Source organism: Bacillus sp. 22475, assembly GCF_052044835.1.
Lineage (GTDB): Bacteria > Bacillota > Bacilli > Bacillales > Bacillaceae_G > Bacillus_A > Bacillus_A cereus.
In genome coordinates, this window is sequence record NZ_JBQENW010000005.1 from 126488 (window position 1) to 139652 (window position 13165).

The window sequence follows — 13165 nt, forward strand, 5'->3', positions numbered from 1 at the left end:
AATATACCATTAACAGTATAACAAAATAAAGGAAAAGCTGATGCATGATTTAGGAGAACAGATTGAGAATAAAATGGTAAGAGGTGATATTTTGTATAAAAAAATACATGCAAGGAAGAACCTGTGCATGTATGATGAAAAGATTGTATTAAATATTCCAAGGCTTACTTAAAGTTAAAACTTCAGCCATCTCCTTGCTTTTTAAACGTCCTTTTTTTCGATTTTCCGCGCGTTCTGAACCGGTTGTGTGTAACCAATGTTCTTCCTCAGTTTCAGGAAGTACTTGTGGTACAGATGAAGGTTTTCCATCTTTTATTGCTACAAATGTAATAAAGCAAGTAGCAGCAATTCTACGCTCGCCTGCTAATAAATTTTCTGCAATTACTTTTACGAAAACTTCCATTGAAGATTTCCCTGTATAACATACGAATGCTTCATAACAAACAGAATCAGCTTGGTGAATTGGAGTTAAAAAATCAACTGAATCGATAGATGCTGTTACGCAATGTTTACGACTATGTCTTGCAGCCGCAATTGAAGCAATACTATCAATTTCTGCTAATAATTTCCCTCCAAAAAGTGTTTGGTGATTATTTAAATCGTTAGGAAAAACACGTGTTGTCTTAATTGCTTTAGATTCTCGCATGAATTTCTTTTCCATATATTCAGCCCCTATAGTCTGTTTTCAATCAGAATAATATGTGTAAGCGGAGTACTCATATTAGATATTTAATGAAGTAAAGTGTATTCCAAAAGAGGATTATTTAAACTTCTGTATTTGTATTCATGTAACTGAAAGAAAATTTATTTTATCTAAAATGTAGTGTAAAAGAGGATTCGCTTACATTGCAAGTGAAAAAGTAATGACTATGTATTTGTCATAGAAATTTCCTATCAGCCGTGTACCCATTCATGATAGAATCGTTTTGTTATGAATGGAAATAGAGGTGCAATGGACATATGAATCATATACAAACAAATTTTTCATCTTTTTTCAATAAAATTATGATCGGTGCGATGCTCGCATTTTTTGTTTATAGTTGTTGGGCAGCATTTGAGACAAGTAAGCAATTTTTTGGAGGAAGTACAACAAGTGTAACAATCATATTGGCAATTTTCGTCATACTCATTTTGTTAGTAGCATCAATACTACAATATCGTTTTACAGATAAACAATTTCTTATTTTTCTTATAAGTATATCTATAGTTGTGAGACTTAGTATGCTTTTATTTGTAGATGCTCCAATAATTGGTGATATGAAAGTGATGTATGAGTCTGCAAAGCAGATTGCAATTGGTAATAATATAGGGACTGTAACTCATTTGCCTTTTATTATATATGAGTCAGTAATTATTCGTATATTTGGTGATACATTATTCGCTTTACAACTATTTAATGTGTTATTTTGCGCAGGGACCGTATTTTTTATTTATCGTATTGCGGCAATGGTTTTTGGAGAAGAATGCGGTCGTATTGCTTCCATATTTTATGCTCTGTATATTCCAAATATATTCATGAGTTCCGTATTAACTCCTGAGTCACTTGCAATACTTTTATTTTATTTTGCTTGTTACATACTTTTGTATAAAGGATTAGATCATCCTTATATGTGGGTGTTTTCAGCGATTTTATTTGCATTTAGTAATATGATTTTCCCAATGGGATTATTTCTTCCTATTTTTATCGCTGTATATGTATTATTAATTGAAGTGTTTCAATCAGCAACGAAACAAAAGGTGTTACTAAAGATGATAGGGATACTTATTCTATTTTATAGTGTTCATTTTGGTGTGAATTATGGAATTAAGACAATGGGAATGTCACAATATACGATTTCAAATGAGGCGTATGTTCAATCGGTCTTAATTGGCAAAACACAACATGAGGAAAAAATGCCGAAAAATCAAAGTGTAACAGAGCATATTGATCAAAAGTTAAAAGAGATTGAGGGAGAAAGGTTTAAACTTTTAGAACCGATGATAAATCAGTTTTCAGATGAGGGGATAAATTCTCTTCTTTTCAAATGTGAAAAACTGATATATATAGCCGTAACATTGTTTATGGCCATAGCTCTATTACACTTCCTTATTAAGAAACAACAAAATGAGGGATATATGTTGTTCTTGTTTTTAATTAGTGGCTACGTATTGTTAAGACTCTTCCAAGTAGATGTGGCGTATTACAATATAATTATGCCAGCACTGTTTATTTTGCAGAGCTTTGGTGTTTATATGAGTTATATGTATTGTCAAAAAATATTTTTCAGAAAATAAAAAGAATCCATTCTGGATTCTTTTTTTGATGGAAGATGAAATTTAGTAGTCAGTGCAGATGGAGAGTACGCCTGGCCTGAATTTTATCTCGCTATTTGCCGGGCAGCCCTCACTTTATCTTATCGGTTTAGTTCTAGTTGTAAATTATCGGCTGTTAGAGCCATTTTTGAGGAATCATCTTGAATCCCTTTCATTACTTGTGAAATAGTTTGTAGCTCATGTTCAATTTTTTTATTCTGATCTTTTGAGTTAGACATATCTTTTACAATTTCTTGGAAGTATCGATCTGTTGCCGACATACTATCTGTTCCTTCTGATACGAGAGAACTAATTTGTTTCACGGAAGACGAGACACGAGTAATTTGCTCATTTGTTTTTTCAACGAGCTTTGTAACGTTAAATATAGATTCCTTCGTTTGCTCTGATAATTTTCGAATCTCACCAGCAACAACAGAAAAACCTTTACCAAATTCTCCAGCACGTGCAGACTCAATAGCAGCATTTAATGCGAGTAAATTTGTTTGCTCCGCAATCGATTTAACAATATCTATGATTTCATTAATTTTGTTAGAAATATCGAGAAGTTCATGAGTATCTGTAATAATCGTTTCCATATTCATTTGAATAGATCCCATTCGTTTGTTTTGCTGGTTTAATTGTTCTTTCCCTTTATTCGCTTTTTCTTCAGATGTTGTAGCTAATGATGTGCCTGTTTTAGCAATCTCTACAATAGTTTCAGATTTAGCGGTTAGTTTTTGAATAGAAGAACTTGTTTTTTCAGATACAGCAGCTAGTTCTGTTGCAATATGCGTAATTGTCATAGCAGTTAGTTCTTTTTCTTTCTCGTGCTCTTTTTGTATTCTTTCATATTCAGATTCATAAGCTGCAAGAACAAGTTCTTGTTCAAGAGTGAATAATTTATTTATAACATTTATAGAATAGGAAAAATCATCGATTGTTGTTATTTTTGTTTGCAAAATCTTAATGATAGAGCGGAATAATTCTTGATAAGCAGCAGTATACCATTTTCGATGTAAACCAATTTGTACATGTCTTTTGGCAATCCTAACACGCTGTTCAATAAAATCTTCATGCATATTGCCGCTGAATAATTCTTTAATATGTGTTTTTAAAGTTTGTTTTAATTTTGGAATAGAGCTGTAACGTTCAATAATAGTAATTAAATTAGGTTGTTTTGTAATGTTGGCATAGAATTTTTCAGTAATCCAATCTATTTCTGCATAAATAAAAGGCTGTAGTACTTTTACAACTTGTAAATCTTCTTTCGAAATATGTAGCATATCCATTTGGATTTTTAGTTCAGAATTAGTAGGGACATTAAAAGTTATTTGTTGGTCCTTACTTAATTCAATTATACTGGCGTTTGTTTTATTAATATTTTTTTTGAAAACCCCAAGCATCATTCTTCCCCCTGTGTATAAAACGTTTTCAATTTTAAAACTAATATAGAGTAATTATATATGCTTATATATAATTACTCTATATTAGTTTGTAGAATAGTATATAAATTAAGAGAATTCTAGATAGAATTCTCTTAATGGCCTTTATTAATTTTAGCATGTGTTTTAAAGAAAACAGGGAAATGCACATTATATATTACAGTGACGACACGAATAACGAATGTTACTAATAAACAAACATAGAAAGCTAATATGTGTGCCCCCATTGCATGTGTGATTAGGAAGCTAATTGCTCCTAAGATAGAAGCGATTGCGTAAATTTCTTTTCGGAATACGTAAGGGATATCTTGAGCACAAATGTCACGCAAAATACCGCCCCCAATACCTGTAATGACTCCCATTGAAACAACTAGAAATGAGGCGTCAACATGATGTGACATTGCCGCATTTGCACCAATAGCTGTAAAAACGCCTAAGCCGACAGCATCAGAAAGCATAATAACGACTTGAAGTTTATTGATGCGCTCAAAAAACATACAAGTAAATAATGCTGATAATACACTTACGAAAAAGTAAATGGGTTTTACAAATGCGACAGGGGGCAGGTTACCAATCATAATATCACGAATAATACCGCCGCCGAGCGCAGTAGCTACAGCTAAACAAAGGACACCAAATAAATCTAAATCTTTTTTTAAACCAACTAATGTACCAGAAATGGCAGCGGCGATAATGCCAAGAAACGTAAATATATCGATTAATAACATGGCCTTAATCCCTTCCTCTTAAAGATGTTCCAGAGAAAAAATATACACTAAAGTATTGGAAATAACAATTACTTTTCGTTACATGTAGAAAAACGGATAAAATACATAAAGAAAGCGTTTGAAAATGCTTAGGAGAAAACGAAGCAAGGTTAATCTTTAGTTGTAGGATAACCGAGTTGGTGTTTGTATGTAATTATTAAATTTTATATATTTATAAACAAATTAACAAATGTTACTATAATGATGATAATAAGTGGAAGAGTGTTAGATAGTTTTTATAGAGATAGGGAAGGATAGCTAAAGGATAATGTTTTCTAGTACTACTTAAGCTGGATTTGGTTAGTTTCGGCATAAAAATAAGTTCTCAATTTAAATATGAGTTATGTTATAATTGCTAGGTGTGTTTTGAAGATAAAAATTATGATTAAAAGATAATGTTAAGATTTTGTATGGAGGTCTTGGAATGTTAGCAAATCAAGCTAGGGTTAGATTTGAGCATTTTTTGCTCTTTTTTATTATTTTACAGCCTGTTTTAGATTTATTAACGTCTCTTAGCATCACTTTATTAAAATCAAATGCTACCGTTGGAATTTTAGTAAGATTCCTTATTATGGCTGTTGGTGGTATTTACATTTTAATTCAGGCAAAAGAGAAGGAAAATAGAAAGTTTTTAATTTATCTTATATTATTAGCCGGAGTTTTAGGAATAGGATTTATTAATAACAAAGTAGTTAAAAATCCTATTGTACTTAGTGAAGAAGTTAAATTCGTTGCGAAAGCATTATATATATATATTATGCTTGGATCATACATTTTAGCTTTAAAGTCATTGAAAAAGACAGTTAATATTAGTGATAAGGTTCGAAATAGTATTGTATATTCTACATTAATCATTAACGCAATTATGGTTATTTCTATTTCAACATCTACTGACTTTGGTAGTTATGAATGGATGAAGGTTGGTTCTCGAGGTTGGTTCTATGCAGGGAATGAACTAGGTTCAATCTTAGCTATTATTTTCCCTATTGTGGTACTATATTCTATTCAAAAAACAAAGAGCTGGAAACACATTTTATATTGGATTCCATCGCTTTTAATGATTTACTCATTAATTCAAGTTGGTACAAAAGTAGGAATGGGCTCAATTGTTGCTACGTTAGCAGCAGCAATCGGGATCATTGTACTACAATTATTATTTAATAGAAAAAATCCGAACAAAAAATCTCTTGCACTTAACGCAGTAATTGCTATTGTCCTATTAGCTGGTGTAGTTGGGACGTTTAAACAAACACCATTAGCACAAAATATGGGCATTCATAATAATTATTTATCAGAGCAAAATGTGGCTCAGCAAGGCCAAAAAGAACAAGAAATTAAAGATAAGTTGAAAAAAGAACAAGAACTTAAAGCAAAAGAAGAAAATCATCATAAAGTTGAAAAGCCAGAAGAAAAGGCGAAGATAGAAGAGGAAGTTAAGAAAGAACTTGAGAAAGAGCAAAAGAAAGAAAATCAAGAAAACCTTATTTTCAGTGGACGTCAAGTATATGAAGAAAGACATAAGCAGTTCTTTAAAGAAGCGCCAATGTCACAAAAGTTATTAGGAATGGGTTATGCAGGTAACTTTAAATACAATGAACAAAAGCAGCCAGATCCAAAACTAATTGAAATGGACTTCCATGATTGGTTTTACGATTTCGGGATTATTGGCTTTGTATTACTAATGATTCCATTTATTTATTACGGGCTAAGAATTTTACTAGCATTTGCTACGAGATTTAAGGACATATTTAATATAAAATATGGAATGATTTCAGCAAGCTTATTGTTAGCGTTAGGTATTGCTTATATTGCAGGACATATTTTAACAGCACCAGGAGTTGGAATTTACTTTGTAGTGGTGTTAGCTTATCTAATAGTAGACTTAGAAATTGAATGATAAAAATAAAAGCTAACTTTTGTTAGCTTTTATTTTTTAGTACAGTAAAATAAAAATAGATGGAAACGTAGCGAGGATTTAAAGGAGGAAAAAATATGAGAATATTGCATATGAATGCAGGAGCAGAAGATGGGGGAGGGAAAACACATATTATTTCACTTCTCGATCAGTTTCCAACTGGTGAAGTAGAATTAGCAGTATTTGAAGATGGAATTGTTGCGAAGGAAGCAAGGGAGTTAGGTATAAAAGTCCATGTGTTTTCACAAAAATCGCGCTATGATTTATCCATTTTAAAGAATATAAGTGAATTTATTAATAAAGAAAAATTTGATGTAGTTCATACGCATGGTCCTAGGGCTAATTTCTATGTTTCTTTAATGAAAAAGAGAATAAAGGCAAAATGGGTAACGACTATTCATAGTGATCCATTTCAAGACTTTACTAAACAGGGCTTAAAAGGTTGGATTTTTACGAAATTAAATTCGAAAGCCTTAAAAAATATAGACTTATTTTTCGTTGTAACAAATAGATTGAAAAAAAGCTTGGCAGCACTAGGCATTTCAAATGACAAGATGCATGTTATTTATAATGGAATTGAATACGATCAGGAAAAAGCAGAAGGCTATAATAAAAAAGAAATGTTCAATATTGATGAAGATGTATTTACGGCAATCCAAGTAGCACGATTACATCCTGTCAAAGGACATGAAGTTTTATTCGATGCGTTACAACAAACAAAATTAGAGAAAATTAAAGTATTATTAGTTGGCGATGGCCCATTAGAAGAAAATCTAAAGTCATTAGCTACTGAAAAAGGGATTAATGATAAAGTAGAGTTTTTAGGACATCGTCAAGATGTAAAACAATTATTTGCGTCGTCACATGTAAATTTATTAACTTCCCATAGTGAAGGGTTCCCACTAGTTTTATTAGAAGCGGCAAACCAACGCGTACCATCAATTGTGACTAGGGCTGGAGAAATTGAGCCATTAATCGTAGATGAAACTTACGGATGGATTGTGCCAACAGGTGATGGAAAGGCATTAGCATTAGCTTTAGAAGAAGCGTATGATAAGTGGAAAACTGGAGAATTAGCAGCAATGGGTAAACATATTTATGAGCATGCTACTATGAACTTCTCACTTCAAAAACTATATGAAGATACAAAAGAAACATATAAGCAATTAATAGCGAAAAACTTGTAATGATAGAGAGGATAGTTAACTATGGCAGTACAAACAGTTGATATTCTAGGCGTTCCTTTTTCTACAATGACAATGGATGAAACGGTCCAATATTTAAAAGAACAACTAGAGGTGGAACGAACTCATACGTTTCAGGTAGTAACAGCAAATCCTGAAATTGTTATGTGCGCAAAAAAGGATGAAAAGTTCTATCAAACATTATTGAATACAGATTTAATTACACCTGATGGCATTGGGGTTGTAAAGGCAAGTGGTATGCTTGGTACACCTTTAAAAGAGCGTGTGGCAGGTTTTGATTTAATGTGTAATTTACTTGCGAAGTTATCAGAAGATAGTAAACCAGTATCTGTTTTCTTATTAGGTGCAAAGCCGCATGTTGTACAAGCTGCAGCAGATCATTTAACAAAGACATATTCAGCTGTATCCATCGCCGGTACACAAGATGGTTATTTTAAACAAGAAGACGAAGAGAATATTATTTCTCGCATTCAAGAAGCAAAACCAGATTTATTACTTGTTGCACTCGGTTTCCCGAGACAAGAGAACTTTATCCAAAACAATAAGCATCGTTTAGAAACGAAAATGGCTGTTGGAGTGGGTGGAAGTTTAGACGTATGGGCTGGAGAAGTAAAACGTGCACCAAGATGGATTCAAGCGATTCATTTAGAGTGGTTTTATAGATTATGCAGTAATCCAACACGCTGGCGTCGTCAGTTAGTATTAGCGGAATTTTTAAAAGAAGTAATGCGTTCGAAAAAGTAGCGAAATATCGCTGCTTTTTTATTTGTTCATTTTTAATAAATTGAAACTTTAATCAGTGAGGCATCCCTATTGATTATTAGCCCTCACCAATCGGGATAGACGTTTTACTTTTTGGGAATGATGAAGGAGAAATTTTTTACACAAAAGTATTTTACTTATACAATTCACACATGTAAAATTATGTGTAAAGACACCTGTGTGAGGAGGACTTCTAGTGGGCAAGGTAAAAGAAATTTCGAAGCGTAAACTACTTGGTATAGCTGGGCTTGGATGGCTATTTGATGCAATGGATGTTGGAATGCTTTCATTTGTAATGGTAGCCTTGCAAAAGGATTGGGGATTAACGAGCCAGGAAATGGGCTGGATAGGTAGTATTAACTCAATCGGTATGGCAGTAGGAGCGCTTATTTTTGGGATACTATCAGATAAAATAGGGCGAAAATCAGTCTTTATTATTACATTATTATTATTTTCTATCGGTAGTGGTTTAACTGCGTTAACGACGACACTCGCGATGTTTCTCGTTTTACGCTTTGTAATTGGTATGGGGCTCGGCGGAGAGCTTCCGGTTGCCTCTACACTAGTATCAGAGAGTGTTAAAGCACATGAGCGTGGGAAAATTGTTGTGTTATTAGAAAGTTTTTGGGCAGGTGGATGGTTAATTGCAGCTCTTATCTCGTATTTTGTTATTCCGAAATATGGTTGGGAAGTTGCGATGGTATTGAGTGCAGTCCCAGCGCTATATGCTTTATATTTAAGATGGAATTTACCGGATTCCCCAAGGTTTCAAAAAGTTGAAAAAAGACCATCTGTTATTGAAAATATAAAATCAGTTTGGTCTGGGGAATATCGTAAAGCAACAATTATGCTATGGATTCTATGGTTTTGTGTTGTCTTTTCCTATTATGGAATGTTCCTTTGGTTACCGAGTGTAATGGTGCTAAAAGGATTTAGTTTAATAAAAAGTTTCCAATACGTACTTATTATGACATTAGCTCAACTTCCAGGATATTTCACTGCTGCTTGGTTTATTGAACGTCTCGGTCGTAAATTTGTTTTGGTTACGTATTTAATCGGGACAGCTTGCAGTGCCTATTTGTTTGGGGTTGCGGATTCATTAACAGTATTAATCGTGGCAGGTATGTTACTATCCTTCTTTAACTTAGGTGCTTGGGGAGCATTATACGCCTATACACCTGAGCAGTATCCAACCGTTATTCGTGGTACAGGTGCAGGAATGGCAGCAGCATTTGGGCGTATTGGTGGTATTCTTGGGCCACTATTAGTGGGGTATTTAGTTGCCTCAGAAGCTTCACTATCATTAATATTTACGATTTTCTGCGGATCAATTTTAATTGGTGTATTCGCTGTAGTAATACTTGGACAAGAAACGAAGCAACGAGAATTAGTATAAAGTGAAATTTTAAATGTATGCCTGAGCGTTTATTACCCTACACTACTCGGCTCTTTCTAGGCAGTTAATGTAGGATAAAGGGGGAAAGGAAACCGAAGGGGTTTCCTTTTTTCTGTTTTTTTAGATAAATAATGGTATAGTAAGAAAAAGGGATTATTTCTTATAAAAGCGAATGTATACAGCAGGACATATGGACAAAGAATTAGGTGGTTGAAGAAATGAAAATTTTACTGATCATGGAAGAGGCAGAAGAGAGAAGAGAGTTAGCTGAAAATTTCACTGAAAATATGAGAAATGTAGAATGTTTTGAAGCAAAGACAGGAACAGAATCTTTATTTATGATGAAAAAACATATACCAGACTTTGTTTTTTTAAGTTCCAAATTACTAGATGGTACTGGTTTTGAATATGCAAGTTTATTACGAGAAATAAATTGCTATACAAAATTTATTTTTGTAGGTGAAAACATAGAGGAATCTATTACAGCTTTTCGTTTCCAAGCATTTTATTATTTATTACGACCATTTCGTGAAGAAGATTTACAATTTCTTTTATATAAAATAGGTAAAGAACAAGGTGAGAAAGCAAAGAGTTATTTGCGGAAACTACCGATAGAAAGTCAAGAAGGTATACGATATATGCTTCCAGAAGATATCGTATATGTAAGTAAAAATAAAGAAAATAAAACTGTTTCAATTTACACAACGAATAATCAGTATATTTCAACATATACACTTCAGGAATTAGAAAATAAGCTAAATGCATATGATTTTTTACGTGTGCATAAAAGCTATTTAATTAATATGTCATATGTAAAAGAACTGAAACCTTATTATAATGGCACGTATAATTTGTATTTAGATAGGTATGATGAGCAACCGATTCCAGTCAGTCGTAATTATGTAAAACGCCTTCGAAATAACATTGAATTATAGTAGGTAATGAGAGTATTTTAACATGATAAAGTGAAAATCCTTCATGATAAGGAGGATTCAAGTTAAATATTCAGAAAATTTAGTACAATCTCCACTAAGAAATAGTATTGGGGGAATTGTATGTGAAGACATTGAAATCGATCTTACTTTGGGGCGTTATTACAGCAGCAGGAGCAGGTGCTTTTGGGGTAATAGCTTTATCACAAGGTGAAACCATTAATGCTGTATGGCTCTTAGTAGCTGCCGTATGTGTATATGCAGTTGCTTATCGTTTTTATAGTAGATTTATAGCGAGAAAGGTTTTTAATTTAGATGATAATCGGCAAACACCAGCCCATACATTAAACGATGGGAAAGACTATGTTCCGACAAATAAGTGGGTATTATTTGGACATCACTTTGCAGCGATTGCTGGGGCGGGACCTTTAGTAGGACCGATTTTAGCAGCACAAATGGGATATTTACCAGGGACCATTTGGATTATTGTTGGGGTAGTTGTTGCGGGGGCTGTCCAAGATTTTGTCATTTTATTTGCTTCGATGAGACGTAATGGTAAATCGTTAGGAGAAATGATTAAGGATGAGATTGGACCTGTTACAGGACTAATTGCAATGATAGGTATTTTAGGAATTATGATTATTTTATTAGCAGTATTAGCGTTAGTCGTAGTAAAGGCACTGATCGGAAGTCCTTGGGGAATGTTTACGATAGCAGCAACGATTCCTATCGCTATTTTAATGGGAGTTTATATGCGCTATATTAGGCCTGGTCGTGTTGGAGAAGGGTCAGTAATTGGTATTATCCTACTTATTTTATCTCTTGTTGGAGGACAGTATGTAGCAGAAAACCCGACACTTGCAAGTATGTTCACATTTAGTGGTGAAACAATTGCTATTATGCTTATTGTATATGGATTTATTGCATCTGCATTACCAGTTTGGATGCTATTAGCACCACGTGATTATTTAAGTACATTTTTAAAAGTTGGAACAATCGTTGGATTGGCGATAGGTATTTTAATTGTAGCACCCAATTTACAAATGCCAGCAGTTTCGCAATTTATTGATGGAACTGGTCCTGTTTTCTCCGGTAATTTATTCCCGTTCTTATTTATTACGATTGCCTGTGGTGCGGTCTCTGGATTCCATGCTCTCGTTTCATCTGGTACAACTCCAAAAATGATTGAGCAAGAGGGACATGCACAGCCAATTGGTTACGGAGCAATGTTAATGGAGTCGTTTGTAGCAGCGATGGCAATGATTGCAGCTTGTGTATTAACGCCAGGAACTTATTTTGCGATTAATAGTCCGGCGGCACTTATTGGTACGGATGTATCGCAGGCAGCTCAAGTTATTTCTTCATGGGGATTTGCTATTACACCAAATGAATTAAAAGAACTTGCTGTAAATGTTGGAGAGCAAACAATTTTATCACGTACAGGTGGAGCACCAACGTTAGCAATAGGTATGGCATATATTTTCTCACAAGTAATAGGTGGAACGGCGATGATGGCATTCTGGTATCATTTTGCCATTCTTTTTGAAGCCCTATTTATTTTAACAACGATTGACGCAGGAACTCGTGTAGGACGATTTATGATTCAAGATATTTTAGGACATGTATATAAGCCGTTTGCGAAAACAGATTCTACATTAGCTAATGTAATCGCTACAACGTTATGTGTATTAGGGTGGGGATATTTCTTATACCAAGGGGTAATAGATCCGCTCGGTGGAATTAATACATTATGGCCACTTTTCGGTATTGCAAATCAAATGCTAGCAGGTATTGCATTATTACTTGGAACGACAATTTTGTTCAAAATGGGGAAAAAGGCGTACGTTTGGGTAACACTTATTCCAACTGTGGGATTGCTTATTGTAACAATGACAGCTGGTTATCAAAAGTTATTTCATGAAAATCCTAAAATCGGATTTCTATCTCACGCAAAGGTGTTTCAGGGAGCGTTAGATGAAGGGAAAGTGTTAGCACCAGCTAAAAATGTTGCTCAAATGAAGCAAATTATTTTTAATGATTATATCGATGCAGCGCTTTGTGGAATTTTTATGATAGTTGTAATCGCTGTGTTAATTTCAGCACTTCGAATTTGGATACAAGTATTAAGAAATAAGCCAATGCCGTTAAAAGAGGCACCATATATTCCTAGAGATGAAAGTGAGTCGAGGAACTATGCTTAAAAAGCTGTGGCAAGTATGGGGGAGAAGGAAGCGCTTTATTAGTTTGCTCGTTGGGGTACCAAGTTATGAAGTATACGTAGAGCATATGAAAAAGCATCATCCAGAGGAAGAGGTTGTATGTCAAAAGCAATTTTTTGCTGAGGCACAAGAAGCAAGATTTAATGCAAAGGGTGGGAAAATATCACGCTGCTGTTAATGAAAAAGGGCGAGTTTTCGCCCTTTTTATTTTTTTGCTGTTTCACGTGGAACAGCA

General features: G+C 33.9%; 11 protein-coding genes and 1 pseudogene. 8 read left to right on the plus strand and 4 right to left on the minus strand.

All coding sequences use genetic code 11. From position 1 onward, the window contains the following. Nucleotides 1-148: 148 nt before the first annotated feature. Complete coding sequence (locus ACTJJY_RS10735) at nt 149-661, minus strand: acyl-CoA thioesterase (protein WP_440605479.1); 513 nt, start codon at nt 659-661, stop codon at nt 149-151. A gap of 299 nt (nt 662-960) precedes the next feature. Here ACTJJY_RS10735 and ACTJJY_RS10740 point away from each other — a divergent pair, with 299 nt between their 5' ends. Then, the gene (locus ACTJJY_RS10740; RefSeq protein WP_440605480.1) at nt 961-2274 is read left to right on the plus strand and encodes an ArnT family glycosyltransferase; all 1314 of its coding nucleotides are present in this window, start codon (nt 961-963) and stop codon (nt 2272-2274) included. Nucleotides 2275-2393: 119 nt separating this feature from the next. On the opposite strand, the gene ACTJJY_RS10745 is transcribed toward ACTJJY_RS10740, so the two are convergent. The 3 genes and pseudogenes from ACTJJY_RS10745 to ACTJJY_RS10755 form a co-directional block, all read right to left on the minus strand. Further along, nucleotides 2394-3095 (minus strand): methyl-accepting chemotaxis protein, encoded by a 702-nt coding sequence (locus tag ACTJJY_RS10745; protein WP_440605547.1) that lies wholly within the window; start codon nt 3093-3095, stop codon nt 2394-2396. Nucleotides 3096-3149: 54 nt separating this feature from the next. After that, a pseudogene (locus ACTJJY_RS10750) lies at nt 3150-3698 on the minus strand (protoglobin family protein); the annotation flags it as partial. Nucleotides 3699-3829: 131 nt separating this feature from the next. Next, a complete protein-coding gene (locus ACTJJY_RS10755) occupies nt 3830-4462 on the minus strand; it encodes a trimeric intracellular cation channel family protein (RefSeq protein WP_213746326.1) in 633 nt (210 codons plus the stop codon). A 463-nt stretch (nt 4463-4925) separates the two neighbouring features. On the opposite strand from ACTJJY_RS10755, the gene ACTJJY_RS10760 reads away from it, so the two are divergent. The 7 genes from ACTJJY_RS10760 (at nt 4926) to ACTJJY_RS10790 (ending at nt 13108) form a co-directional block, all read left to right on the plus strand. Next, nucleotides 4926-6398, plus strand: coding sequence for an O-antigen ligase family protein (locus ACTJJY_RS10760; protein ID WP_440605481.1), 1473 nt, complete (start codon nt 4926-4928; stop codon nt 6396-6398). A 95-nt stretch (nt 6399-6493) separates the two neighbouring features. Next, the gene (locus ACTJJY_RS10765; protein ID WP_098399089.1) at nt 6494-7603 is read left to right on the plus strand and encodes a glycosyltransferase family 4 protein; all 1110 of its coding nucleotides are present in this window, start codon (nt 6494-6496) and stop codon (nt 7601-7603) included. 21 nt (nt 7604-7624) lie between these two features. Then, nucleotides 7625-8365, plus strand: coding sequence for a WecB/TagA/CpsF family glycosyltransferase (locus tag ACTJJY_RS10770; RefSeq protein WP_440605482.1), 741 nt, complete (start codon nt 7625-7627; stop codon nt 8363-8365). A gap of 214 nt (nt 8366-8579) precedes the next feature. Then, nucleotides 8580-9779, plus strand: coding sequence for an MFS transporter (locus ACTJJY_RS10775; RefSeq protein ID WP_440605483.1), 1200 nt, complete (start codon nt 8580-8582; stop codon nt 9777-9779). Between the two features lie 218 nt (nt 9780-9997). Then, a complete protein-coding gene (locus ACTJJY_RS10780) occupies nt 9998-10714 on the plus strand; it encodes a LytR/AlgR family response regulator transcription factor (protein ID WP_000698259.1) in 717 nt (238 codons plus the stop codon). A gap of 122 nt (nt 10715-10836) precedes the next feature. Next, nucleotides 10837-12912: a carbon starvation protein CstA gene (gene cstA / locus ACTJJY_RS10785; RefSeq protein WP_440605484.1), complete on the plus strand. Its 2076-nt coding sequence runs from the start codon at nt 10837-10839 to the stop codon at nt 12910-12912. After that, a complete protein-coding gene (locus ACTJJY_RS10790) occupies nt 12905-13108 on the plus strand; it encodes a YbdD/YjiX family protein (RefSeq protein WP_440605485.1) in 204 nt (67 codons plus the stop codon). The genes cstA and ACTJJY_RS10790 overlap by 8 nt, the downstream gene beginning before the upstream one ends. The last annotated feature ends 57 nt before the right edge of the window (nt 13109-13165 follow it).

What these genes read in the sequence shown, in the direction of transcription:
- ACTJJY_RS10735 (WP_440605479.1), bottom strand. Translation starts at nt 661, where the DNA reads ATGGAAAAGAAATTCATGCGAGAATCTAAAGCAATTAAGACAACACGT.
- ACTJJY_RS10740 (WP_440605480.1), top strand. Translation starts at nt 961, where the DNA reads ATGAATCATATACAAACAAATTTTTCATCTTTTTTCAATAAAATTATG.
- ACTJJY_RS10745 (WP_440605547.1), bottom strand. Translation starts at nt 3,095, where the DNA reads ATGACAATTACGCATATTGCAACAGAACTAGCTGCTGTATCTGAAAAA.
- ACTJJY_RS10755 (WP_213746326.1), bottom strand. Translation starts at nt 4,462, where the DNA reads ATGTTATTAATCGATATATTTACGTTTCTTGGCATTATCGCCGCTGCC.
- ACTJJY_RS10760 (WP_440605481.1), top strand. Translation starts at nt 4,926, where the DNA reads ATGTTAGCAAATCAAGCTAGGGTTAGATTTGAGCATTTTTTGCTCTTT.
- ACTJJY_RS10765 (WP_098399089.1), top strand. Translation starts at nt 6,494, where the DNA reads ATGAGAATATTGCATATGAATGCAGGAGCAGAAGATGGGGGAGGGAAA.
- ACTJJY_RS10770 (WP_440605482.1), top strand. Translation starts at nt 7,625, where the DNA reads ATGGCAGTACAAACAGTTGATATTCTAGGCGTTCCTTTTTCTACAATG.
- ACTJJY_RS10780 (WP_000698259.1), top strand. Translation starts at nt 9,998, where the DNA reads ATGAAAATTTTACTGATCATGGAAGAGGCAGAAGAGAGAAGAGAGTTA.
- ACTJJY_RS10790 (WP_440605485.1), top strand. Translation starts at nt 12,905, where the DNA reads ATGCTTAAAAAGCTGTGGCAAGTATGGGGGAGAAGGAAGCGCTTTATT.